The 23,750-nt window shown below is 63.4% G+C and carries 25 protein-coding genes and 1 pseudogene; 14 read left to right on the forward strand and 12 right to left on the reverse strand.

Annotated elements, in window-relative coordinates; genetic code table 11:
- Positions 1 to 62: 62 nt before the first annotated feature.
- The 3 genes from N0B28_RS25600 to N0B28_RS25610 form a co-directional block, all read right to left on the reverse strand.
- On the reverse strand, positions 63 to 581 hold the full coding sequence (locus tag N0B28_RS25600) for an Hcp family type VI secretion system effector (protein ID WP_043859617.1): 519 nt from the start codon (positions 579 to 581) through the stop codon (positions 63 to 65).
- A 359-nt stretch (positions 582 to 940) separates the two neighbouring features.
- Positions 941 to 2,080, reverse strand: a complete 1,140-nt coding sequence (locus N0B28_RS25605; RefSeq protein ID WP_043859849.1) for an MFS transporter — start codon at positions 2,078 to 2,080, stop codon at positions 941 to 943.
- A gap of 118 nt (positions 2,081 to 2,198) precedes the next feature.
- Entirely contained in the window at positions 2,199 to 3,692 is a 1,494-nt protein-coding gene (locus tag N0B28_RS25610) for an aldehyde dehydrogenase (protein WP_043859850.1), read from the reverse strand.
- A gap of 193 nt (positions 3,693 to 3,885) precedes the next feature.
- Between N0B28_RS25610 and N0B28_RS25615 the strand changes: the two genes are divergently transcribed.
- Both N0B28_RS25615 and N0B28_RS25620 read left to right on the forward strand, forming a co-directional pair.
- Positions 3,886 to 4,248: a cupin domain-containing protein gene (locus tag N0B28_RS25615; protein WP_043859851.1), complete on the forward strand. Its 363-nt coding sequence runs from the start codon at positions 3,886 to 3,888 to the stop codon at positions 4,246 to 4,248.
- A 135-nt stretch (positions 4,249 to 4,383) separates the two neighbouring features.
- Positions 4,384 to 4,587: a hypothetical protein gene (locus N0B28_RS25620; RefSeq protein WP_054916677.1), complete on the forward strand. Its 204-nt coding sequence runs from the start codon at positions 4,384 to 4,386 to the stop codon at positions 4,585 to 4,587.
- A 68-nt stretch (positions 4,588 to 4,655) separates the two neighbouring features.
- On the opposite strand, the gene rpmG is transcribed toward N0B28_RS25620, so the two are convergent.
- A complete protein-coding gene (gene rpmG / locus N0B28_RS25625; protein WP_010225867.1) occupies positions 4,656 to 4,811 on the reverse strand; it encodes a 50S ribosomal protein L33 in 156 nt (51 codons plus the stop codon).
- An 11-nt stretch (positions 4,812 to 4,822) separates the two neighbouring features.
- A complete protein-coding gene (gene rpmB, locus N0B28_RS25630; protein WP_043859852.1) occupies positions 4,823 to 5,059 on the reverse strand; it encodes a 50S ribosomal protein L28 in 237 nt (78 codons plus the stop codon).
- A 362-nt stretch (positions 5,060 to 5,421) separates the two neighbouring features.
- On the opposite strand from rpmB, the gene N0B28_RS25635 reads away from it, so the two are divergent.
- Together N0B28_RS25635 and N0B28_RS25640 are read left to right on the forward strand one after the other, a co-directional pair.
- Positions 5,422 to 7,011, forward strand: a complete 1,590-nt coding sequence (locus N0B28_RS25635) for an ABC transporter substrate-binding protein (RefSeq protein WP_058541936.1) — start codon at positions 5,422 to 5,424, stop codon at positions 7,009 to 7,011.
- A 147-nt stretch (positions 7,012 to 7,158) separates the two neighbouring features.
- On the forward strand, positions 7,159 to 7,965 hold the full coding sequence (locus N0B28_RS25640) for a hypothetical protein (RefSeq protein ID WP_058541937.1): 807 nt from the start codon (positions 7,159 to 7,161) through the stop codon (positions 7,963 to 7,965).
- A 21-nt stretch (positions 7,966 to 7,986) separates the two neighbouring features.
- On the opposite strand, the gene radC is transcribed toward N0B28_RS25640, so the two are convergent.
- Positions 7,987 to 8,667, reverse strand: coding sequence for a DNA repair protein RadC (radC, locus tag N0B28_RS25645; RefSeq protein ID WP_058541938.1), 681 nt, complete (start codon positions 8,665 to 8,667; stop codon positions 7,987 to 7,989).
- 135 nt (positions 8,668 to 8,802) lie between these two features.
- On the opposite strand from radC, the gene coaBC reads away from it, so the two are divergent.
- The 5 genes and pseudogenes from coaBC (at position 8,803) to argB (ending at position 13,663) form a co-directional block, all read left to right on the forward strand.
- Entirely contained in the window at positions 8,803 to 10,011 is a 1,209-nt protein-coding gene (coaBC, locus tag N0B28_RS25650; RefSeq protein ID WP_058541939.1) for a bifunctional phosphopantothenoylcysteine decarboxylase/phosphopantothenate--cysteine ligase CoaBC, read from the forward strand.
- A 6-nt stretch (positions 10,012 to 10,017) separates the two neighbouring features.
- A complete protein-coding gene (gene dut / locus N0B28_RS25655; RefSeq protein WP_043859857.1) occupies positions 10,018 to 10,473 on the forward strand; it encodes a dUTP diphosphatase in 456 nt (151 codons plus the stop codon).
- Complete coding sequence (locus N0B28_RS25660) at positions 10,470 to 11,183, forward strand: hypothetical protein (protein ID WP_275729555.1); 714 nt, start codon at positions 10,470 to 10,472, stop codon at positions 11,181 to 11,183. Before dut ends, N0B28_RS25660 begins: the two co-directional genes overlap by 4 nt.
- Before the next feature lie 174 nt (positions 11,184 to 11,357).
- Positions 11,358 to 12,728, forward strand: a pseudogene (locus N0B28_RS25665) (phosphomannomutase/phosphoglucomutase); the annotation flags it as partial.
- Positions 12,729 to 12,757: 29 nt separating this feature from the next.
- Positions 12,758 to 13,663, forward strand: a complete 906-nt coding sequence (gene argB, locus N0B28_RS25670; RefSeq protein WP_043859860.1) for an acetylglutamate kinase — start codon at positions 12,758 to 12,760, stop codon at positions 13,661 to 13,663.
- Positions 13,664 to 13,749: 86 nt separating this feature from the next.
- Here the strand turns inward: argB and pyrE are convergent, their stop codons facing one another.
- Positions 13,750 to 14,391, reverse strand: coding sequence for an orotate phosphoribosyltransferase (pyrE, locus tag N0B28_RS25675; RefSeq protein ID WP_043859861.1), 642 nt, complete (start codon positions 14,389 to 14,391; stop codon positions 13,750 to 13,752).
- Between the two features lie 80 nt (positions 14,392 to 14,471).
- Here pyrE and N0B28_RS25680 point away from each other — a divergent pair, with 80 nt between their 5' ends.
- The gene (locus N0B28_RS25680; RefSeq protein WP_043859862.1) at positions 14,472 to 15,251 is read left to right on the forward strand and encodes an exodeoxyribonuclease III; all 780 of its coding nucleotides are present in this window, start codon (positions 14,472 to 14,474) and stop codon (positions 15,249 to 15,251) included.
- Positions 15,252 to 15,383: 132 nt separating this feature from the next.
- Here the strand turns inward: N0B28_RS25680 and N0B28_RS25685 are convergent, their stop codons facing one another.
- Both N0B28_RS25685 and rph read right to left on the reverse strand, forming a co-directional pair.
- The gene (locus tag N0B28_RS25685; protein ID WP_255002056.1) at positions 15,384 to 15,749 is read right to left on the reverse strand and encodes a DUF4870 domain-containing protein; all 366 of its coding nucleotides are present in this window, start codon (positions 15,747 to 15,749) and stop codon (positions 15,384 to 15,386) included.
- Between the two features lie 12 nt (positions 15,750 to 15,761).
- On the reverse strand, positions 15,762 to 16,484 hold the full coding sequence (gene rph / locus N0B28_RS25690; RefSeq protein ID WP_043861576.1) for a ribonuclease PH: 723 nt from the start codon (positions 16,482 to 16,484) through the stop codon (positions 15,762 to 15,764).
- A 264-nt stretch (positions 16,485 to 16,748) separates the two neighbouring features.
- Between rph and N0B28_RS25695 the strand changes: the two genes are divergently transcribed.
- Positions 16,749 to 17,612, forward strand: a complete 864-nt coding sequence (locus N0B28_RS25695) for a YicC/YloC family endoribonuclease (protein ID WP_043861575.1) — start codon at positions 16,749 to 16,751, stop codon at positions 17,610 to 17,612.
- Positions 17,613 to 17,625: 13 nt separating this feature from the next.
- On the forward strand, positions 17,626 to 18,246 hold the full coding sequence (gene gmk / locus N0B28_RS25700) for a guanylate kinase (protein WP_043861574.1): 621 nt from the start codon (positions 17,626 to 17,628) through the stop codon (positions 18,244 to 18,246).
- An 18-nt stretch (positions 18,247 to 18,264) separates the two neighbouring features.
- Here gmk and N0B28_RS25705 read toward each other — a convergent pair whose 3' ends face one another.
- The 3 genes from N0B28_RS25705 to N0B28_RS25715 form a co-directional block, all read right to left on the reverse strand.
- A complete protein-coding gene (locus N0B28_RS25705; protein WP_043861573.1) occupies positions 18,265 to 19,785 on the reverse strand; it encodes an APC family permease in 1,521 nt (506 codons plus the stop codon).
- Between the two features lie 106 nt (positions 19,786 to 19,891).
- Positions 19,892 to 20,662 carry a gamma-glutamyl-gamma-aminobutyrate hydrolase family protein gene (locus N0B28_RS25710; protein ID WP_054916675.1) on the reverse strand — a complete coding sequence of 257 codons (771 nt, stop codon included), beginning with the start codon at positions 20,660 to 20,662 and terminating at the stop codon, positions 19,892 to 19,894.
- 33 nt (positions 20,663 to 20,695) lie between these two features.
- Positions 20,696 to 22,078, reverse strand: coding sequence for a glutamine synthetase family protein (locus tag N0B28_RS25715; protein WP_043861571.1), 1,383 nt, complete (start codon positions 22,076 to 22,078; stop codon positions 20,696 to 20,698).
- A 243-nt stretch (positions 22,079 to 22,321) separates the two neighbouring features.
- On the opposite strand from N0B28_RS25715, the gene N0B28_RS25720 reads away from it, so the two are divergent.
- Both N0B28_RS25720 and rpoZ read left to right on the forward strand, forming a co-directional pair.
- A complete protein-coding gene (locus tag N0B28_RS25720; protein WP_054916676.1) occupies positions 22,322 to 23,212 on the forward strand; it encodes a LysR family transcriptional regulator in 891 nt (296 codons plus the stop codon).
- Positions 23,213 to 23,465: 253 nt separating this feature from the next.
- A complete protein-coding gene (gene rpoZ, locus N0B28_RS25725) occupies positions 23,466 to 23,732 on the forward strand; it encodes a DNA-directed RNA polymerase subunit omega (RefSeq protein ID WP_043861569.1) in 267 nt (88 codons plus the stop codon).
- Positions 23,733 to 23,750 lie beyond the last annotated feature (18 nt).

A 23,750-nucleotide genomic window follows, 5' to 3' on the forward strand; every position in this document is an offset into this window, starting at 1 on the left:
CTGCCCCGGCCGGCCATGCTGGCTGGCTGGCTGGCTGGCCGGGGCAGTGAACTAACGCAGGCTTAGCCGGCGACCGGGGTACGCCAGTCGTCCGAGCCGGAGGTACCGGACACTTCGTGGGTCCAGGTGATCTTGCGGTAGGTGAAGTGCACGTCTTCGAGGTGGGTGAAGTGCGCGTTGGCCGGGTCCTGGCAGTTGTGCATGTAGTCCTTGATGTCGACGATGATCGCGTCTTCGAGCTTGGTGGTGAAATAGTGCTCCTGGGTGCCGGCCGCCGAGGTGCGGTACCAGTGGATGACGATTTCGGTCAGGCGCTCGCCGGAGGTCAGCGCGGCCAGCAGCAGGGGCGACGCCTTGTCGAAGACCTTGGTGATGACCACCGGCTTGTGCACGCGCTGGCCGGTCGGCTGACCGGACTGCGGGTCGCGCGGGATGATCACTTCGTGGTTGAAGCCCTGGACCATGACCTGGTCTTCGTGGCCTTCCTGGTAGGTGTTGCCGACCGAATCGGCGGTGAAGGCACCGGCGGTGATCAGGCCTTGTTTGGTGCCGGTGACGGACATGTAGGCAGGTGTTGCCATGGGGTTTGCTCCTTGCAAAAAGTGAAGCCGAACAGGCGAAAAATGCCGTGCGACTGCAAGGAGACAGTTCAAGACCCGTGCCAACTGAAATTTAATTGTTGTTAATCAGTGGCTTGTGTTTTTGCTGTACGTTTTTTGAGCACTTTTACGCGAGAAAACCCGAAAAAGTGCGCAACTTCTTGCGCAGTACTGTGCAAGAAGTTGCGCAGTTGGCTGCAGGCCACGCTTATTATGGCCTGCAGCAATATATGCACAGGTTTATCCACATTTTGGTGCGCAAGAAGTTGCGCAGCTGGGTGAAAGATGAAATCCCCCGAGAAGAGCGCTCCTCGAGGAGATTCAACCAGTACAAAGCGACCCTAGGCCGTGGCAGGCTCGAAGGCATTCGGCCGCATCGCCAACAGCACCAGCCCGAACGCGCCCGCCGCCATCAGCAGCGGCAACGCATGCCCGCTCACCCACTGGCTACCGGCCCCAGCAGCCAATGGCCCGATCAGGCAGCCGATGCCCCACAGCTGCGCCACGTGGGCGTTGGCGCGCACCAGCGCATCATCGCGATAGCGTTCGCCGATCAGGATCAGCGACAGGGTGAACAGGCCACCGGCACTGGCGCCGAACAGCACCCACAATGGCCAGATCGCCGGCGTGTGCATCAGCACCGGAATGGCCAGGCTCGACACCAGCAGGGTCATGGCGCAGCCGGTGAACAGCGTACGGCGAGACATGTAGTCGGCCAGCGCCCCGATCGGCAGTTGCAGTACCGCATCGCCCACCACCACGGTACTGACCATGAACAGCGCCAGCTCGGTGGTGAAGCCCTGCTGCAGGCAGTACACCGGCAACAGGGTGAGGATCATCGCCTCGAACGCGGCGAACAGCGCAATGGCCCAGGCGATTACCGGTAAGCGCCGGCAGAAGCCCACCAGGTCACGCAGGCCCACACCACAGGCTTCAGCGCTGGGCGCCCCGCTGCGACCGATCAGCACCAGCGGTGCCACCACCAGCAACCCGGCCCCGATCCAGAAGCCCAGGTCATCCTCCGAACCCAGCACGCCCAGCAGCAGCGGCCCGGCCAGCTGGCTGAGGGCATAGCTGCTGCCATACAGCGCCACCAGGCGGCCCCGCCATTGCTCGACCACCAGCTGGTTGATCCAGCTTTCGCCAAGGATGAACACGATGGTCAGGATCACCCCGATCAGCAGGCGCAACGCCAGCCACACCGGATAGCTGGGCAGCAGCGCCAGCAGGCCGATGGACAACGCACCGGCCAGCAGGCACAGGCGCATCAGCGTGGCGGTGCCGAAATACGCCGCCAGGCGGCTGGACAGGCTGGCGCCAACCAGCACGCCAATTGCCGGCATCGCCGCCATCACGCCAATGGCAAAGCTGCCATAGCCCCAGCTCTCCAGACGCAGCGATACCAACGGCATGCTCACGCCCAGGGCAAGGCCGACGCTCAGAACCGACGACAGCACGGCGAAGTAGGTAGCCCAACGCATGTGTACTTCCTCGCAGAATGATGGATCGCCACAAGCAACACAGCCGGGCCTGCGCTAACGCAGGGCCCGGCTGTGGCGCGGATCGCTCGGGGCGCGGCACCAGGCCGCGCCCATGGCCTTACAGCTTGATCCAGGTGGCCTTGAGCTCGGTGTACTTGTCCAGTGCGTGCAGCGACTTGTCACGGCCGTTGCCCGACTGCTTGAAGCCACCGAACGGCGCAGTCATGTCGCCACCGTCGTACTGGTTGACCCACACGCTGCCGGCACGCAGGGCCTTGGCGGTCTTGTGCGCCTTGCTGATGTCGGCGGTCCATACACCTGCGGCCAGGCCGTAAGGGGTGTCGTTGGCGATCTGGATGGCTTCTTCGACGCTGTCGAAGGTGATCACCGACAGTACCGGACCGAAGATCTCTTCCTTGGCGATGCGCATGGCGTTGCTCACGCCGTCGAAGATGGTCGGTTCGACATAGGTGCCGCCGGTTTCTTCGAGGATGCGCTTGCCGCCCACCAGCAGCTTGGCGCCATCGGTGTGGCCAGCCTCGATGTAGGACAGCACGGTGTTCATCTGCTGGGTGTCGACCAGGGCACCAACGGTGGTGGCCGGGTCCAGCGGGTTGCCAGGCTTCCAGGCCTTGAGGGCCTCGAGTACCAGCGGCAGGAACTTGTCCTTGATCGAGCGCTCGACCAGCAGACGCGAACCTGCGGTGCACACTTCGCCCTGGTTGAAGGCGATGGCACTGGCCGCGGCGGCGGCAGCGGCGTTCAGGTCCGGGGCATCGGCGAACACGATGTTCGGGCTCTTGCCGCCGGCTTCCAGCCACACGCGCTTCATGTTCGATTCGCCGGCGTAGATCATCAGCTGCTTGGCGATCTTGGTCGAGCCGGTGAACACCAGGGTATCGACGTCCATGTGCAGGGCCAGAGCCTTGCCGACGGTGTGGCCGTAGCCAGGCAGCACGTTCAGCACGCCGGCCGGGATACCGGCCTCGATGGCCAGCTGGGCGATGCGGATGGCGGTCAGCGGGGACTTCTCGGACGGCTTGAGCACCACCGAGTTACCGGTGGCCAGCGCCGGGCCGAGTTTCCAGCTGGCCATCAGCAGGGGGAAGTTCCACGGCACGATGGCCGCTACCACACCCACAGGCTCGCGGGTTACCAGGCCTAGCTGGTCGTGCGGGGTGGCCGCGACTTCGTCGTAGATCTTGTCGATGGCTTCGCCGTTCCAGCTCAGTGCCTGGGCAGCGCCCGGCACGTCGATGTTCAGCGAGTCGTTGATCGGCTTGCCCATGTCGAGGGTTTCGAGCAGGGCCAGCTCCTCGACGTTCTGCTTGAGCAGCGCGGCGAAACGGATCAGGGTAGCCTTGCGCTTGGCCGGGGCCAGGCGTGACCACACGCCGGACTCGAAGGTGGCGCGGGCGTTTTCCACGGCGCGCTGGGCGTCGGCCTCGTCGCAGCTGGCGACCTGCGCCAGAAGGCGTCCGTCAACCGGGCTCAGGCACTCGAACGTGGCGTTGGAAACGGCGGCGGTGTATTCACCATTGATGAAAGCACGGCCTTCGATCTTGAGTTGCTGGGCACGCTGTTCCCAGTCCGCACGAGTCAGGGTGGTCATACGAAACTCCTCCTGTTGTTGAAATGCAGCGCCGCACGAGGGGCCAGGGCGCTGTCAGAATACGGCCGGAGCGATTGTCGCTCTACGGCACTCGACACCCTAAACTCTGGCACCTGAATTATCAATATATTTGACAATACATGGCCAAATGCCTAGTGATGTGCACTTTATTTAACAATCAGGGGACCCAAACATGAATATCCAGCAGATTGTCGACTTCGCACAGGTACTGACCGAGGCCGAGCGCTACCGCCCGGCTGCCGAAAAAGTGCTCAAGGGCGACCCGGAGCAGGCGGTCTACAACCATTACGCCAGCCCTTGCGGGCAATTCGCCGCTGGCGTGTGGGAGGGAGCGCCCGGGCAATGGACCGTCAATTACACTGAACACGAATACTGCGAGATCGTGCACGGCGTATCGGTGCTGCGCGACGAAGAAGGCAACGCCAAGACCCTGCGCACCGGTGACCGCTTCGTGATCCCGGCCGGCTTCAAGGGCACCTGGGAGGTGCTGGAGACCTGCCGCAAGATCTACGTGATGTTCGAGCCCAAGGCATAGGCCATAGATAGATACCGCCGCGCCAGCCCTCCCTGGCGCGAGCATGGCGAGGTCCTTATCCGGACCCACCTGAACTCAAGGAGCCTCACCATGCAAAAGGATCAACCGGTCGTCTGCCCCATCGAAGCGTTGCAACTGAGCAACGACGAAGTGCTCACCTGCATCGGCCGCCTGGTCGGCACCCGCTACGTGCCGACCGTGAAGGCCTACATCAGCGAACTGACCGGGCGCCAGCGCGTGGTCGGCATCGGCGAGATGTCGACCCGCGAAATGGACCCGCAACGCGTGAACATCAGCGGCAACGAGGCGGGCCTGATCAGCGGTTTCCATTTCGGCTGAACAGAAAATCGCCATAAAAAAAGGCCCGCATCGTGAGATGCGGGCCTTTTTTCGTAAGCCGGGATCAATTACTTGATCTTGGCTTCCTTGTAGATCACGTGCTTGCGAACAACCGGATCGAATTTTTTGATTTCGATTTTGTCCGGAGTGGTGCGCTTGTTCTTGTCGGTGGTGTAGAAGTGGCCGGTATTAGCGGTCGACACCAGACGGATCAATTCACGCATGATTTTCTCCCTTAGACCTTGGCGCCGTTACGGCGAATTTCGACCAGAACGGCATCGATGCCGCGCTTGTCGATGATACGCATGCCTTTGGCAGAAACGCGCAGACGCACGAAACGCTTCTCCGACTCGACCCAGAAGCGGTGATGCTGCAGGTTCGGCAGGAAACGACGACGGGTTTTGTTATTCGCGTGGGAAATGTTATTCCCGGTTACCGGACCCTTACCGGTAACTTGACAGACTCTCGACATGCCTCAGCCCTCTAAAACCACATGCCCAACCCGGCATGGGTTGGCCGCTTAATCTCTCAGTCTTTGGCGCCAGGCGCCGTGTTTCTTCAGGGTCTTATCGGCAAGATCTGCAGATGCGACAAACCGAGCCCCTAGAAAAGAGCGCTGCTTTATACCAGAAAGGCCGGGGTACAACAACATTTGATGTGATCGCACGATGCATGAATCAACCCAGGCCGCCCGGATGCAGGGCTTCCAGCGACAAAACCGCTCGTCGCAATATTCCTTGAAAAAGGAGTTGGCCATTTACGGCCTTGCGCACTAGGGTAGGAGTTTTCCAGACTGCACGGGCAGATGGGCCATTGATCAGCCAAGGAGTCACCATGCGTCGTGCCGCTTTACCCCTGTTGCTCGCAGCGCTGCTAAGCCCCGCACTGGCCCAGGCAGGCGCCTTGAGCGTATGTACCGAGGCCAGCCCCGAAGGCTTTGACGTGGTGCAGTATAACGCGCTGACCACCACCAATGCTTCTGCCGATGTGCTCATGAACCGGCTGGTGGAATTCGACGCCACCAGCGGCAAGGTGGTGCCGAGCCTGGCCGAAAGCTGGACGGTATCGGCCGACGGCCTGGTCTACGACTTCAAGCTGCGCCCGGGGGTAAAGTTTCACAGTACGCCGTACTTCAAGCCCAGCCGCGTGCTGAACGCCGACGACGTGCTGTTCAGCTTCCAGCGCATGCTCTACCCCGCCCACTCCTGGCACAAGATCACCCAGAGCGGCTACCCGCATGCCCAGTCGTTGCAGCTGCCCAGCCTCATCAAGCAGGTGGAGGCACCCGATCCGCTGAGCGTGCGCTTTACCCTCGACCATCCGGACGCGACCTTCCTCGCCACCCTGAGCATGGGCTTCGCCTCGATCTATTCGGCCGAATACGCCGACCAGTTGCTCAAGGCCGGCACCCCGGAGAAGCTCAACAGCCAGCCGATCGGCACCGGCCCGTTCGTGTTCCAGCGTTTCCAGAAGGACGCAGTGATCCGCTACCGCGCCAATGCCGACTATTTTGCCGGCAAGCCGAGCGTCGACCCGCTGATTTTCGCGATCACCCCCGACGCCAACGTGCGCCTGCAGAAACTGCGGCGCAACGAGTGCCAGATCGCCCTGTCGCCCAAGCCGCTGGACGTTGCGGCAGCCGCCGAAGACGCAAACCTGAAGGTCGAGAAGACCGAGGCGTTCATGACCGCGTTCGTCGCGATCAACAGCCAGCACCCGCCGCTGGACAAGGTCGAGGTACGGCAGGCGATCAACCTGGCGCTCGACAAGACCAGCTACCTCAAGGCCGTGTTCGAAGGCACCGCAGTCGCCGCTGAAGGCCCCCTGCCGCCCAACACCTGGAGCTACGCCAAGGACTTGCCGGGTTACCCGACCGACGCGACCAAAGCCAAGGCGCTGCTGGTCAAGGCCGGGTTGCCGGACGGCTTCAGCACCACAATCTGGACGCGCCCTTCGGGAAGCCTGCTCAACCCCAACCCGAGCCTGGGGGCACAACTGCTGCAGGCAGACCTGGCGAAGGTCGGCATCAAGGCCGAGATTCGCGTGATCGAATGGGGCGAGCTGATCCGCCGTGCCAAGGCCGGTGAGCACGATTTGCTGTTCATGGGCTGGGCCGGCGACAACGGCGACCCCGACAACTTCCTCAGCCCGCAGTTTGCCTGCCCGGCAGTCGAGTCGGGGACCAACTTCGCGCGGTACTGCGACAAGCGCCTGGACCAGTTGATCAGTGCCGGCAAGACCACCAACGACCAGAGCGTGCGCAGCCGCCTGTACCAGCAGGCCCAGGGGCTGATCCAGCAGCAGGCGCTGTGGCTGCCACTGGCGCACCCCACGGCAGCGGTGCTGATGCGCAAGGATGTGGAGGGCTACACGGTCAGCCCGTTCGGCCGGCAGGACTTTGCCACGGTGAAGACCGCACGCTGAACGACTCGCGCCTGCAGGCTTCTGACAGCGTCCTCTGGTAGCCCGAAGGACACTGCAGCAGCCTGCAGCGCGTGTTCAGCCGCCAGGTGACTCTCGCCATCGACTTACGATGGTTGCCCAGCGAACCGCACCGTACGGATAGCCGCATTGGATATTGAATACTGGACCGAAGCGGCTATCGCCGGCCTCACCGTGGCACTGATACTCGGCCCGGTGGTCTTCGGCGCACTGCTTCTCTACATTGCCACCCAGCGATTGGCCGAAGCACTCGAGCACCTTCACAACTCGCCGCTGGTTGACGCTCATCGGTACAGCCTCAACCTGGGCCTGCGCCAGCGATTCAGGGCAGTGGGCGACATTGCCGGCCTGTTGGCCTACCCCGATTGCCCGGTCGAGTTCGGGGGCCTGAGCGCAGAGGACATCAAGCGCTTCCCCGGCAACCTCAGAACGCTGCTGGTTCTTAGCCACCACCTCAGGCTGGCAATGCTGGCCGTTCTGGTGCTGCTGGCCCTTGCCCTGCAGGTGCTCAAAGCCGTTCAGCACCAGGGCGAGCCGACGGAGTTCGGGCTCGGCGGGTATTCACCCTATTGGCTGCCCCTTGCACTGCAACTGCCTTGCATCGCCGGCCTGGGGTGGGTCGCCACCCAGTACGCACAGGCTGGCATGCGCTACATGACCAGTGCATCCCGGTACCTTGCCAACTGCAAGGCGGTGGTGAATCGACAGCGCCCGGTGATGTACAACACGGTGTTTGGCAGAATCGTGTTTACCGTATGCATCGCTGCGCTTCTGGCTCATGCGAAGCTCTTCATCAGAACAGGATCGCTGCAGGCCGCAGACGTGGAGTCCTTTCCAGCCACGATCAGAACCGAGCTTGTGGTGCGTCACTACCTGCTGCTGGCTTCGGTTGTCGGGCTGGCTGCGTCGTTTGTTGCAACAAAGCTGATCGACTAGTACCGCCCACGCACAGCAGCGTCAGGCAGCGAACAAGCCCCGCTCCACCATCGACAATGGCTCCCCATCGCCGATGATGATGTGATCCAGCACCCGCACCTCGATCAGGCCCAGGGCTTTCTGCAAGCGCAGGGTCAGATTGATATCTGCCTGGCTTGGCTCGGAAACACCTGACGGATGATTGTGGCAAAGGATCAATGCTGCGGCATTTCTGGCCAACGCACGCTTGATGACTTCCCGAGGGTAGACGTTGGCACTGCTGATGGACCCGCGGAACAACGCCTCGAACCCTAGAGGACGGTGCTTGTTGTCCAGGTACAGGCAGCCGAACACCTCGCTTTCTTCATGACGCAGCATCGATTTCAGGTAACGCCGGACCGCCCCCGGGCTCTGCAACGCCGGGTCGCGGATGATGGTTTCGGCCAAGTGCCGGCGCCCAATCTCCATCACCGCCTGCAGTTGCGCATACTTCGCCGGGCCCAGCCCCAGCTCGCGCTGAAACGTCGGCTGATCGGCCTCCAGCAGTTGCCGCAAGCCGCCAAACTGCTGCAACAGGTGGCGCGCCAGGTCCACCGCGCTCTTGCCTGCCACACCGGTGCGCAGGAACACCGCCAGCAACTCGGCGTCCGACAGGCTCGCGGCCCCTCGCTCCAGCAACTTCTCCCGCGGGCGTTCCGCCGACGGCCAATCCCTGATACCCATAGCTGTCCCTCTGTCTGTGTGTGGCTGCTCCCCATTTCAGCCCTGTGCTATCGTAGCCCCCTCTTTTTACGCGACGATTCGGCCTGGGGAGGCGTCGTCGCCGCGTGCAAACACTGATCAAAGAAAGGCAAGCCTATGCAGCGGCTGTATCGGAAACGCATCGTTCTTGGCGTCGGCGGCGGCATTGCTGCCTACAAGAGCGCCGAGCTGGTTCGCCGACTCCTGGAGCACGGCGCGCAAGTGCGCGTCGTCATGACCCACGGCGGGGCCGAATTCATCACCCCGCTGACCATGCAGGCCCTGTCCGGGCACCCCGTGCACATGGACCTGCTCGACCCTGCCGCCGAAGCGGCGATGGGCCATATCGAACTGGCCAAGTGGGCCGACCTGGTGCTGATCGCACCTGCCACCGCCGACCTGATCGCGCGCCTGGCGCAAGGCGTTGCCAACGATCTGCTGACCACCCTGGTACTGGCTACCGACGCCACCGTGGCGCTGGCACCGGCCATGAACCAGGCCATGTGGCGCGACCCGGCCACCCAGGCCAACCTGCAGCTGCTGCAAAGCCGCGATATCCAGGTGTTCGGCCCGGCCTCCGGCAGCCAGGCCTGTGGCGACGTGGGCCTTGGCCGCATGCTCGAAGCCACCGACCTGGCCTGGTGCGCCGCCGAAACCTTCAAGCGCCAGTCGCTGACCGGCAAGCACGTGCTGATTACCGCAGGCCCGACCCAGGAAAACATCGACCCGGTGCGCTACATCACCAATCATAGCTCGGGGAAGATGGGCTTTGCCCTGGCCGAAGCGGCGGTGGAAGCCGGTGCTCGGGTAACCCTGGTGACAGGGCCGGTGCACCTGCCCACACCCGACCGGGTGACCCGTATCGACGTGGTGAGCGCGCGGGACATGCTCGCCGCGTGCGAAGCGGCGATCCCGTGCGATGTGTTCATCGCATCGGCTGCGGTTGCGGACTACCGCCCCGAAGTCGTCGCCCCGCAAAAGCTCAAGAAAGACCCTACGACAGGTGACGGCCTGCTGCTGCAGATGGTGCGCAACCCGGACATTCTGGCCACCATCGCCACCCGCCCCGACCGCCCGTTCAGCGTCGGCTTTGCCGCCGAGACCGAACACCTGCTCGATTACGCCGCGCGCAAGCTCAAGGACAAGAACCTCGACCTGATCGTCGCCAATGACGTGGCCAACCCCAGCATCGGCTTCAACAGCGAGGAGAACGCCTGCAGCGTGATCGATCGCCAACTTCAAGCAACACTCTTTGCACAGACCAGCAAGGGCAAGATCGCCCGTCAGCTGGTAGCCTTCATCGCCGAACGTCTCAACCAGGTTTAACTCTGCATGCACGCCTTACAAGCCAAGATTCTCGATCCGCGCCTTGGCAGCGAATTCCCGCTGCCGCAATACGCCACCCCCGGTTCTGCCGGCCTCGACCTGCGCGCCATGCTCAAGGAAGAGACCGTCCTGGAGCCGGGCCAGACCATACTGATCCCTACCGGCCTGTCGATCTACGTCGGCGACCCGGGCCTGGCCGCGCTGATCCTTCCGCGCTCGGGCCTGGGCCACAAGCACGGCATCGTGCTGGGCAATCTGGTCGGCCTGATCGATTCGGACTACCAGGGCGAGCTGATGGTGTCGTGCTGGAACCGCGGCCAGACCCCTTTCACCATCGCCATCGGCGAGCGCATTGCGCAACTGGTGCTGGTACCGGTGGTACAGGCGCACTTCGACATCGTCGAAACCTTCGACGAAACCCAGCGTGGCGCTGGCGGCTTCGGCCATTCGGGCAGCCATTGAACAACGCGCGAGCCCTGCTGCCAGGCCTGTATTGGGGCCTGGCCGGCATGCTCGTCGCCGGGCTCGCGGTGTGGCTGACGCTGGTAATCCCTCTGCAACGCGAGCAACGTAACCTGCAGACGTATTTTCCGGCCTTCGGGCTGGTCATTGCGCTCGACCAGCAGATCGCCCGTCTGGTGTCCGAGGTCGACATCGTGGCCCGCCATCCGGCCCTGCTTGCCGCTGCCAAGGCGGCTGACGCCCGCCAGGCGCGCCAGGTGCTGGACGACTTCAGCTACCTCGAAGGGTTGGTCAGCAGTCGGTTGCTCACGCCCGGCCAGGCCAGGCGCGAGAGCCTCCACGACCGCTCACTCAGCCCGCCATTGCTGGACATGATCGGACGAGCCGAACGCGGGGTACCACCGAACCTGGAGGCCCACCCGACCAACGGGCAACTGCATATCCACAGTGTCACGCCCATTCGAGGCAGTGCGACAGGCCCGGTGCAGGCCGTGCTGCTCATGACTTTCGAGCTGCAACGTGTAAGTGCTGCTCTGAAAATAGACATGCCGGAAATCGGCAAGGCCAGCCTCGTGCAAGGCGTGTTCGACGACCCTCAGGCCGTACTGGCCAGCGCAGGCGAAAGTGATAGCCCGGCAATAACCCCGATAGGGACCTTCAACGATGCATGGAGCCTGCACTTTCAGCCCGGGGCGATCTTCCAGAGGTGATCGACGGATGAATCGCCCGGCTCAAGAACTCTATGTCGAAAATGCCGTCAAAGCCGGACATCTTTAGCCGCGCGGCGCGCCGGGTGCCTGCAGCGCATGCGACCGTCGACCCAACATAGCCCCTTCCAATTGGAGTTTCCCCAGGTGAGCAACATGGAACGCATGACCCCGAACCTCCCCGCCAGCATCTTCCGCGCCTACGATATCCGAGGTGTGGTCGGCGAAGGCCTCACCGCCGAAACCGCCTACTGGATCGGCCGCGCCATCGGTGCACAGAGCCTGGCCCAGGGCGAGCCGCATGTATCGGTTGGCCGCGACGGTCGCCTGTCCGGCCCGATGCTGGTCGAGCAACTGATCAAGGGCCTGGTCGAGGCCGGGTGCAAGGTCAGCGACGTCGGCCTGGTGCCCACGCCAGCCCTGTACTACGCCGCCAACGTGCTGGCCGGCAAGTCCGGGGTGATGCTCACTGGCAGCCACAACCCGCCGAACTACAACGGCTTCAAGATCGTCATCGCTGGCGACACCCTGGCCAATGAGCAGATCCAGGCCCTCCTGATTCGCCTGCAGACCAACGACCTCACCCGCGGCGAAGGCAGCGTCGAGAAGGTCGAGATCCTGGACCGCTACTTCACCCAGATCACCGGCGACATCAAGCTGGCGAAGAAGCTCAAGGTGGTGGTGGACTGCGGAAACGGCGCCGCCGGGGTGATCGCCCCGCAGCTGATCGAGGCGCTGGGCTGCGAGATGATCCCGCTGTTCTGCGAGGTCGACGGCAACTTCCCCAACCACCACCCCGACCCGGGCAAGCCGGAAAACCTGGTGGACCTGATCGCCAAGGTCAAGGAAAGCGGCGCCGACCTGGGCCTGGCCTTCGACGGTGACGGCGACCGTGTCGGCGTAGTGACCAACACCGGCAACATCGTCTACCCCGATCGCCTGCTGATGCTGTTCGCCCAGGACGTGCTGGCGCGCAACCCGGGCGCCGAGATCATCTTCGACGTCAAATGCACCCGCCGCCTGACCCCGCTGATCGAACAGTACGGCGGCCGCGCGCTGATGTGGAAGACAGGTCATTCGTTGATCAAGAAGAAGATGAAGCAGACTGGCGCCCTGCTGGCCGGCGAGATGAGCGGGCACATCTTCATCAAGGAGCGCTGGTACGGTTTCGACGACGGCATCTACAGCGCCGCGCGCCTGCTGGAGATTCTGAGCAAGGCCGATAGCGATGCCGAAACGCTGTTCGCGGCGTTCCCGAACGATATTTGTACCCCTGAAATCAACATTGATGTGACGGACGAGGGTAAATTCAGCATCATTGAGGCACTGCAACGCGACGCCGACTGGGGCCAAGACGCCAACCTGACCACCATCGATGGTGTACGGGTCGACTACCCCAACGGCTGGGGCCTGGTTCGCGCCTCCAACACCACGCCGGTGCTGGTACTGCGCTTCGAGGCCGACAGCGAAGCCGAGCTGCAGCGAATCAAGGACGTGTTCCTTGCCCAGCTCAAGCGCGCAGCCCCTGATCTGCAACCAACGTTCTGACCGACCCCTTGTTCCAACTGGAGCCCTGCATGACCCTTGATCGTGATGCCGCCACCCATGTCGCCCAGGTACTGTCCGAAGCGCTGCCCTACATCCGCCGCTTTGTCGGCAAGACGCTGGTGATCAAGTACGGCGGCAACGCGATGGAGAGCGAAGAGCTCAAGACCGGCTTCGCCCGCGACGTGGTGCTGATGAAGGCAGTCGGCATCAACCCGGTGGTGGTGCACGGCGGCGGCCCGCAGATCGGCGACCTGCTCAAGCGTCTGTCCATCGAAAGCCGGTTTGTCGATGGCATGCGCGTCACCGATGCGCAGACCATGGACGTGGTGGAGATGGTGCTCGGCGGCCAGGTGAACAAGGACATCGTCAACCTGATCAACCGTCATGGCGGCAGCGCCATCGGTCTGACCGGCAAGGACGCCGAGCTGATTCGCGCCAGGAAGCTCACCGTCACCCGCCAGACGCCAGAGATGACCAGCCCTGAAATCATCGACATCGGCCATGTGGGCGAAGTGGTCGGGGTGAACACCGACCTGCTGAACATGCTGGTCAAGGGCGACTTCATCCCGGTGATCGCGCCAATCGGCGTTGGTGCCAACGGCGAGTCGTACAACATCAACGCCGACCTGGTGGCAGGCAAGGTGGCCGAAGCGCTCAAGGCCGAGAAGCTGATGCTGCTGACCAACATCGCCGGCCTGATGGACAAGCAGGGCACCGTGCTCACCGGCCTGACCACCGAGCAGGTTGACGAACTGATCGCGGACGGCACCATCTACGGCGGCATGCTGCCCAAGATCCGTTGCGCACTGGAAGCAGTACAGGGCGGCGTGCACAGCTCGCACATCATCGACGGCCGCGTGCCGAATGCGGTACTGCTGGAGATCTTCACCGACAGCGGCGTAGGTACCCTGATTACCAATCACGAACCGCGCTGAGGTATCCGCCGGCAAGGCCGGCTCCTACAGGAGCGGGCCACCACAGGTACAAAAAAGGCGACCCGCGGGTCGCCTTTTTGTTTGCCTCAGATACCGTACTGGGCCCGGTAGGCCTCGACGGCCGGCAAGTGCTGCTTGAGCGCCGGGTCATCGGCGAGGAACTGCAGCACCTGGGTCAGCGATACGATGCTGACCACCGGAATGCCGAAGTCACGCTCCACTTCCTGGATCGCCGACAGGTCGCCGTTGCCACGCTCCTGGCGATTCATCGCGATCAGTACGCCCGCCGCCCTGGCCTGCTGGCCCTGGATGATCTGCATCACCTCGCGGATGGCCGTGCCGGCAGTGATCACGTCGTCGATGATCAGCACGTCGCCTGCCAGTGGCGAGCCCACCAGGCTGCCACCCTCGCCGTGTGCCTTGGCTTCCTTGCGGTTGAAGCACCACGGCACATCCAGCCCATGGTGCTCGGCCAGTTGCACCGCCGTCGCGGCAGCCAGGGGGATGCCCTTGTAGGCCGGGCCGAACAGCACGTCGAACGGGATCTTGCTGTCGACGATCGCCGCCGCATAGAACCGACCGAGCTGAGCCAGGGCAGCGCCACTGTTGAACAGGCCGGCGTTGAAGAAATACGGGCTGATGCGGCCCGACTTGAGGGTGAACTCACCGAAGCGCAGAACCCCACGATCGATGGCAAAACGAATGAATTCGCGCTGATACGGCTGCATGAAGAGTCCCGGCTACCACAGATTTAGCTAAATGAGTACAGCTCGGGTATCATACACGCACGAGATTTTTGGGGCCATTTATGCGGATCATCAGTGTGAACGTTAATGGCATTCAGGCTGCAGTCGAGCGTGGTTTGCTCAGCTGGCTACAAGCCCAGAATGCCGACGTCATCTGCCTTCAGGATACCCGCGCCTCGGCCTTTGAACTCGACGACCCAGCTTTCCAGCTCGATGGCTACTTCCTTTATGCCTGCGATGCAGAAGTTCCAGCCCAAGGCGGCGTGGCACTCTACTCGCGTTTGCAGCCCAAGGCAGTCATCAGCGGCCTGGGCTTCGAGACAGCCGATCGCTACGGGCGTTACCTGCAGGCCGATTTCGACAAAGTCAGTATTGCCACCTTGCTGTTGCCTTCGGGCATGAACGGTGACGAAGACCTCAACCAGAAATTCAAGTTGATGGACGACTTCGGCAAATACCTGGACAAGCAGCGCCGCAAGCGTCGCGAGTACATCTACTGCGGCTCGCTGTATGTGGCGCAGCAGAAGCTCGACGTGAAGAACTGGCGCGACGGCCAGCAGTCGCCGGGTTTCCTGGCGCCAGAGCGGGCCTGGATGGACGAGATCGTCGGCAACATGGGCTATGTGGATGCGTTGCGCGAAGTCAGCCGTGAGGGCGACCAGTACAGCTGGTGGCCGGACAACGAGCAGGCCGAGATGCTCAACCTGGGCTGGCGTTTCGACTACCAGCTGCTGACCCCGGGCCTGCGCCGCTTCGTACGAAGCGCTCGCCTGCCGCGTCAGCCACGCTTCTCCCAGCATGCGCCACTGATCGTGGACTATGACTGGACGCTGACGATCTGATCGCTCAGCCACAAAAAAGCCGACTGCGTGTCGGCTTTTTCGTATCTGGCCTTTGGGCCCTTTCGCCAGCAAGGCCGGCTCCTACCGGGTCAACGCAACCGCCGTAGGAGCCGGCCTTGCCGACGAAGCATGTCAGGTCAGCACACGCCAGGCCCACGGATAACGAAAGGCCTTGCCCTGCTTGACCTTGACCGCCGCAATGACGATCAGTACCGCCACCCCCAGCGAGATGATGGTCAGCGCAAGCTTGGCCATCGGTACGGTAAACCCCACCACGCACACCATGCCCAGCAGTGTCATGGTCAGCTGGAAGTTCACCGCCTCCTTGCCCTGGGCGTCGACGTACGGGTCGATGCCGCGCTTGAACCACCACAAGGCCAGCGGCGCGATCAGGTTGGCGAACGGCACCACCATGCCGGCAGCCGCCGCCAGGTGGCACAACATGCCCCAATGACGGGCTGCATCACCGGGCATCGGCGCGTTGGACGGATCGGCCATGTCGACTCCCGATCAGTCCGCCAGCGCGGCCTGCTGCAGTTGGAACAGGTCGGTCATGCCCTTCTGCGCCAGCGCCAGCATGGCGTTGAGCTCTTCAGGCTGGAACGGAGCACCTTCGGCGGTGCCCTGGACTTCGATGAAACCACCGGCGCTGGTCATCACAACGTTCAGGTCGGTTTCGGCCGCCGAATCTTCCGGGTAGTCCAGGTCGAGCACCGGCACGCCCTGGTACATGCCGACCGATACGGCCGCAATCATGTGCTTGACCGGGTCGCCGCCCTTCAGGCCGCCACGCTTCTTGACCACGCGCAGGGCGTCGACCAGCGCAACCATGGCACCGGTGATCGACGCGGTCCGGGTACCGCCATCGGCCTGGATCACGTCGCAGTCGACGTACAGGGTGATGTCGCCCAGCTTGCTCATGTCCAGCGCGGCGCGCAGCGAGCGGCCGATCAGGCGCTGGATTTCGAGGGTACGACCACCCTGCTTGCCGCGGCTGGCTTCGCGCTGGTTGCGCTCGCCGGTGGCGCGCGGCAGCATGCCGTACTCGGCGGTCAGCCAGCCCTGGCCCTGGCCCTTGAGGAAGCGCGGTACGCCGTTCTCGACGCTGACCGTGCAGATGACTTTGGTGTCTCCGAACTCGACCAGTACAGACCCCTCGGCGTGTTTGGTGTAGTTGCGGGTGATGCGGATCGAGCGCAGCTGATCGGCAACGCGACCACTTGGACGTTTCATTTGGGCTACCTGTACTGGATATGAATCTGCCCGGCATTATAGGGCTACAGGGCCCTCGGTGGACATGCCTGCGGCCAAATGCACGGCCAGCCGATCATCGGCGCACCACGCCAAAAGCCCCGATCTGCCCGCGCCGCCCGGTATTTGCGGCGCCCTGCCCGCTGCTTTGTAGCATCAGCGCATTGGGAGCCGGCGCCGCACTGCGTTACAATCCTGCGCCTTTGCAGGCTGTCGGCTTGCTCCCTAATCTGCGAGGTACTTCCCATGGTGCACAGCATGACCGCCTTCGCCCGCGTCGAGCAGGCCGGGACCCAGGGCACACTGATCTGGGAACTGCGCTCGGTCAATCATCGCTACCTCGAGCCGCACCTGCGCCTGCCCGAAGCCCTGCGCGACCTCGAAGGCGCGGTGCGCGAGTCCCTGCGCCAGGGCCTGTCGCGCGGCAAGGTCGAATGTACCCTGCGCTTCAATGAAGAGAACGCCGGCAAGCCGCTGCAGGTCGACCGCGAGCGTGCCGCTCAGCTGGTCGCCGCCGCCGAGACCGTGGCCGGCCTGATCAAGCAGCCCGGCCCCCTCAACCCGCTCGAGGTGCTGGCCTGGCCGGGCGTGCTGGTGGCCGATGCCAGCGACCCGCAGGCGCTCAATGCCGAGGCCATGGGCCTGTTCGAACAGGCCCTCAAGGAGCTCAAGAACGGCCGCAACCGCGAAGGCGCGGAACTCGCCCGACTGATCAACGAGCGCCTCGACAGCATGAGCGAGGAAGTCACCACCCTGCGCGCCCTGGTGCCGCAGATGCTCGCCGCCCAGCGCCAGAAGGTGCTGGACCGCTTTGCCGACATGCAGGCCGAACTCGACCCGCAGCGTCTGGAGCAGGAGATGGTGATGCTGGCGCAGAAGAGCGATGTGGCCGAAGAACTCGACCGCCTCAGCACGCATGTCACCGAAGTGCGCCGCGTGCTCACGTCGGGCGGCGCCGCCGGCCGGCGCCTGGATTTCCTGATGCAGGAACTCAACCGCGAAGCCAACACCCTGGGCTCCAAAGCCTTTGACACACGCAGCACCCAAGCGGCGGTCAACCTCAAGGTTCTGATCGAGCAGATGCGTGAACAAGTACAGAACATCGAGTAAGGCCACCCCTACCATGACCCACAGCAGCGGCACCCTTTTCATCGTCTCGGCCCCTTCGGGCGCCGGCAAGACCAGCCTGGTCAAGGCGCTCACCGACGACCTCAACCACATTCGCGTGTCGGTCTCGCACACCACGCGGGCCATGCGTCCGGGCGAGCATGACGGGGTGAACTACCACTTCGTCGACCGCGCCGAGTTCGACCGCATGATCGCCCAGGGCGACTTCCTGGAGCAGGCCGAAGTCTTCGGCAACTGCTACGGCACCTCGCGCAGCGCACTGCAGCAGACCCTTGACCAGGGCCATGACCTGATCCTGGAAATCGACTGGCAGGGTGCACAGCAGGTGCGCAAGCTGATGCCCGAGGCGCGTTCGATCTTCATCCTGCCGCCCAGCCAGCAGGCCCTGCGCCAGCGCCTGACCAACCGCGGCACTGACAGCGACGAGATCATCGAAGGGCGCATGCGCGAGGCGGTCAGCGAGATGGTGCATTACGACGAATACGAGTTCGTCATCATCAACGACGACTTCGCCACGGCACTGGACGACCTCAAGGCGGTGTTCCGTGCCAACCGCCTGCAGCGCGGCCAGCAGCAGCAACGTCACAGCGAACTGCTCAGGCAACTGCTTGCCTGAGCAGCGTGCCTCGGCCGCTTAACCGCGGCCGGGCACCGTTGCGTGACGGCGCAGGGTCATGCCCAGGAAGAACGCCGGCGCACGCAGGCGCGACAGCATCATCAGCACCAGGCCCAGCAGGGTGATAATCATCGCGATCACGAACACCAGCCCCAACCCCCCTACATGCGAACCGCTGCCGAACGACGGCGAAGCACTGTCATAGGCTGTCTGCAGGAAAATCACCGAAAGAATGCCGCCGCCCAGCAACGGGCACAGGCCGCGCATCAGGAAGTGACGCAGGCTGTCGGTGAGGCTGTGGCGGAAGTACCACACGCAGGCGAACGCGGTCAGCGAGTAGTAGAAGCAGATCATCATGCCCAGGGCAGTGATGGTGTCGGCCAGCACGTTCTCGCTCAGGGTACGCATGGTCACGTAGAACACGCCTGCGGCCACGCCGGCACAGATGGTGGCATAACGCGGGGTTTTCGAACGCGGGCAGACGCTCGCGAAGCGCTCCGGCACTGCGCCGTAGTACCCCATCGCCAGCAGCGTGCGCGCCGGCGAAACGAAGGTCGACTGCAACGAGGCCGCGGTGCTGGCCAGTACCGCGATCGACATCAGGATCGCCAGCGGCCCCATCACCGGGCCGGCCAGGTGGGCGAAGACGTTTTCCTGGATACGCGGGTTGCCCAGGCCCAGGCCGATATCGCTGATGCCGGCAAACTGCAGGGTGGCAATTGCGGTCACCAGGTACAGGCCCAGAATCAGCAGCACGGTCAGGGTCGCTGCCTTGCCCGGTACGTCATCGCTGCCCACCGATTCTTCGCTGATGCTCAGGCACACGTCCCAGCCCCAGAAGATGAAGATCGACAGCGACAGGCCGGCGGTGAAGGCCGAGAACGACTCCACCCCGAACGGGTTGAACCAGTCCATCTCGAAGGTCAGCGGCGGCGCCTCCGACGACCCGCCGAATGCGGCCATGGCAAAACCCAGCAGCACGATCAGTTGCAGCGCCACCAGGCCGTACTGCACGGTCATGGTGGTGGCGATGCCGCGACAGCAGATCCACACGGCCATGGCGATGAACACGCAACAGGTGGTCACATTGACCAGCAGGTTGTCGGCCAGCGCCGCCACCTCGTGTTTGCCGGTGATCTGCCCGAGGAACAGATAGAAGAAGTCCACCGCCACACCGGCGAGGTTCGACAACACGATGGTGGTGGCGGTGACCAACCCCCAGCCACCGATCCAGCCGATCATCGGGCCGAAGGCACGTACCGACCAGGTGAACGAGGTGCCGCTGTCGGGTTCGGCGGCATTCAGCTCGCGATAACCCAGCGCCACCAGCAACATGGGCAGGAAACCGACGATGAACACCGCCGGCAGGTGGGCGCCGACTTCGCGTACGGTCGGGCCGAGGGCGCCGGTGAGGGTATACACCGGCGCAATAGTGGAAATGCCCAGCACGATGCTGGCCAGCAGTCCGAGCCGGCCCTTGGCCAGCCCTTTGGATCGCCCGCCCACACCTGGGGACAGGCCTGCTTTGTGTTCGCTCATGAGTAGTTGCCGTCACTATTGGTATTATTTTCCGGGCCCCCCGTGGGGTGCCCGCTATCACTCAATGAAACTTGTTGCAGTGCATCGCCGGTTCAGCCGGGTGACCTCATAGGGCCTTCTCCCGGCGCAGCGCATGGGCGATGCAGGCTTCGCGAAACGCCTCGAACAGGCGCAGCGACACCGGGTTTTCGGCAAAGCGGTATTCCGGGTGCCATTGCACACCGACCACAAAGCCTGGGGCGTCATCCATGGACACGGCTTCGATCAGTCCATCGGGAGCTAGGGCTTCGGCGCGCAGGCCGGCGGCCAGGCGATCGATGCCCTGGCTGTGCAGCGAGTTGACCATGAAGCGGGCAGGCAGCCCCATCTGCTCGAATTTCCCCCCGGGCTGGCATGTCACCAGGTGGCGGGGGCTGTATTGCTCTTCCAGCGGCGCATCCTGCGACTCGCGATGGTCCAGGTAGCCTGGCAGCTCCTGCACACGCTGGTGCAAGGTGCCGCCCAGGCTGACGTTGAGTTCCTGGAAGCCCCGGCACACGCAGAACACCGGCACACCCCTGGCAATCGCGGCCTGCAGCAGCGGCAGGGTCAGCCGGTCACGAAACACGTCGTGGCGGGTGCCTTCCACGCTGGGGGCGCCATTGTAATGATGCGGCTCGACATTAGAAGGCGAACCGGTAAAAAGAATGCCATCCAGATGCTCCAGCACAAGGTTCGGGTCGCTTGCGACGTCCCGGGCCGGGAGAATCAGCGGCAATCCGGCAAAACCGGCCGCCTCGACATACTTGTCGCCCACGGTATGCGACGAGTTCTTGCCCAGTTGCTGGCGGCAAGCACTCACACCAATCAGGGGCAGCCGCCCTGCGCGCTCGTTCATCGGTTAAGCCTCCGTTGCAGCTTTATCCAGCCATCACACCGTATGCAGGTACCAGTTGTATTCGAGGTCGGAGATCGACACTTCGAACTCCGCCATCTCGCTTTCCTTGCAGGCCACGAAGATGTCGATGTAGTCGGGGCTGATGTACTGGTTCAGCACCTCGCTGTCATCGAGCTCGCGCAGCGCATCGCGCAGGTTGTTCGGCAGGCTCTGCTCCAGTTGCTCGTAGGAGTTGCCCTCGACCGGCTCGCCCGGGTCGACCTTGTTGGTCAGGCCGTGGTGAATGCCGGCCAGGATCGAAGCCATCATCAGGTACGGGTTGGCATCGGCGCCGGCCACGCGGTGCTCGATACGTACGGCATCGCTGCTGCCGGTAGGCACGCGCACGGCCACGGTACGGTTGTCCAGGCCCCAGCTCGGGGCATTGGGCACGTAGAACTGCGCGCCGAAACGGCGGTAGGAGTTCACGTTGGGGCACAGGAAGGCCATCGATGCCGGCATGGTTTCGAGCACGCCGCCGATGGCGTGGCGCAGGGTTTCGCTGTTTTCGGGGTCGTCGGTTGCGAAGATGTTCTTGCCGGTCTTCTTGTCCAGCAGCGAGATGTGCACGTGCAGGCCGTTGCCCGCCTGGCCAGGGTACGGCTTGGCCATGAAGGTGGAGTCCATCTCATGGTCGTAGGCGATGTTCTTGATCAGGCGCTTGAGCAGCACTGCGTAGTCGCAGGCCTTCATCGCGTCAGCCACGTGGTGCAGGTTGACCTCGAACTGCGCCGGGGCGCTTTCCTTGACGATGGCATCGGCCGGGATACCTTGCTCCTTGGCCGCTTCGAGCATGTCCTGCAGGCAGTCGACATACTCGTCCAGGTCATCGATCAGGTAAACCTGGGTCGATTGCGGGCGTTTGCCGGAGATCGGCGAGCGCGGCGGCTGCGGGCGACCGTTCAGGTTGTCCTGGTCGATCAGGTAGAACTCCAGCTCGAACGCGGCGCAGATATCCAGGCCCAGCGCGTCGAACTTCTCCACCACGCCGCGCAGCACTTCGCGCGGGTCGGCGAAGAATGGCGTGCCGTCCAGTTCATGCATGGTCATCAGCAGCTGCGCGGTGGGGCGCTTCTGCCAGGGCTCGAAGCTCAGGGTGCCGGGGATCGGGTAGCAGATACGGTCGGCGTCGCCGATGTCCAGGCCCAGGCCGGTGCTTTCGACGGTGGAACCGTTGATGTCCAGGGCGAACAGCGAAGCCGGCAGGTTGATGCCTTTTTCGTAGACCTTGACCAGGCTCGCACGCTCGATGCGCTTGCCACGCACCACGCCGTTCATGTCTGCAATCAGCAGATCGACAAATTGCACCTCAGGGTGGGCCTTGAGAAATTCACCCATCTCGTCGAGAGGGATGGCGCACGGGGAGACCGACGTCATGGCTAGGCATCCTTTGATTTTTTATCGGGCGGCAATGGAGGAGGTGTTACTGCGCTATCGGGAGCGGCGATGGTTTCATTTGTTCTTTTTAAGGTTCCCATCGTGGGGAATGCCGAACGCCGCGGCATTGCACGGTCGTTCCAGGTTCTGACAACGTCGCGGGTTGATTCACGACTGCCGCCTCACTATAGAATGGCCCCCACGCAACAGACATTGGCATTTAGGCAAGCAAAGAGTGCACCCATGCAATATCAGATCAGTCACGCCGACCTTTCCCTGGTGCTCGCGCTGGTACGCGGACGCTCCCTGGCCAAGGCTGCAGACCTGCTGCGGGTCGATGTGTCGACGGTGTTCCGCTCGATCCGGCGCATGGAGGCCGCACTGGGCACCGCGCTGTTCGTGAAGAGCCGCAAGGGCTACATCCCCACCGGCACCGCCCAGGCCCTGGCCGAGCAGGCCGAACGCGCCGAGCAGGCGCTGGATGCGGCGCGGGTGGCGCTGGAGCACGGCGAACAGGTGGTCAGCGGCACGGTGCGCCTGACCTGTACCGATGCGGTGCTGCACAGCCTGCTACTACCCGCCCTGGCCGACTTCATGCCGGCATACCCGGCCCTGTCACTGGAACTGGCGACCTCCAACACCTTCGCCAACCTCAGCCGGCGCGACGCCGACCTGGCGCTGCGCCTGACCAATTCGCCACCCGAGCACCTTGTGGGGCGCTGCCTGGGGGCGGCCTCGTATGTGGTGTGCGGGCGCGAGGAGTACCGCGAGCGGCTGGCCGAGGCCCCGGCCAGCGTGCCCTGGATTGCCCCCGACGACTCCATGCAGGACCACGCCACAGTGGTGTGGCGCAGCCAGCAGTTGCCGGGGGTGATGCCGCGCTATCGCTGCAGCGGAATCGCGGCGATTGCACAGCTGGTGGCGGCCGGGCTGGGGGTGGCTGCCCTGCCCGACTACATGGCCGATACCTTGCCGGGGGTGGAACAGTTGAGCGGTGCCCTGCCCGGGTGCAATACCGAACTGTGGCTGCTGACCCGCCCCGATTGCCGTGCGCTGCGTTCGGTGCAGACCCTGTTCGACGAATTGACCCCGCGTTTGCGCGGGATGCTGGGGCGCCAGGAGGGCCAGGCCTGACTTTCGGGCCCCTTCGCCGGCAAGGCCGGCTCCCACGGGGCAGGTGCGCAGTTCTGCAGGCGCCGACCTTGCCGGCCAAGCATTTGAATCCACCCCCACAAGACAGTTGTGCTAGAGCCTCACAACTGGTTATTGTCGGCTTACACAGGTCTCGACGTGAAATCAGCGCTTCCCTAAAGGCTGGTGATTTTTTAAACTATCGAGTCCGCTCGCCCATTCGGGCTGAACACCGCATTTGCTACTGAGGAAGACCATGGCCCGCGTAACCGTTGAAGATTGTCTAGAACACGTGGATAACCGCTTTGAGCTGGTCATGCTGTCTACCAAGCGTGCCCGCCAACTGGCCACCGGCGGCAAAGAGCCGAAAGTGGCGTGGGAAAACGACAAGCCGACCGTCGTCGCCCTGCGCGAAATCGCCGAAGGCATCTGCACCCCAGAATTCATGGCCGAACAGGACATCGTCCACGAAGACCCGGTCTTCGCTGCATTCGGTGAGGACGAGGCCAACGAGGCCGTCTAAGTCCATGCCTGGTCGACG

The organism is Pseudomonas sp. SD17-1 (assembly GCF_029201585.1).
Lineage (GTDB): Bacteria > Pseudomonadota > Gammaproteobacteria > Pseudomonadales > Pseudomonadaceae > Aquipseudomonas > Aquipseudomonas palmensis.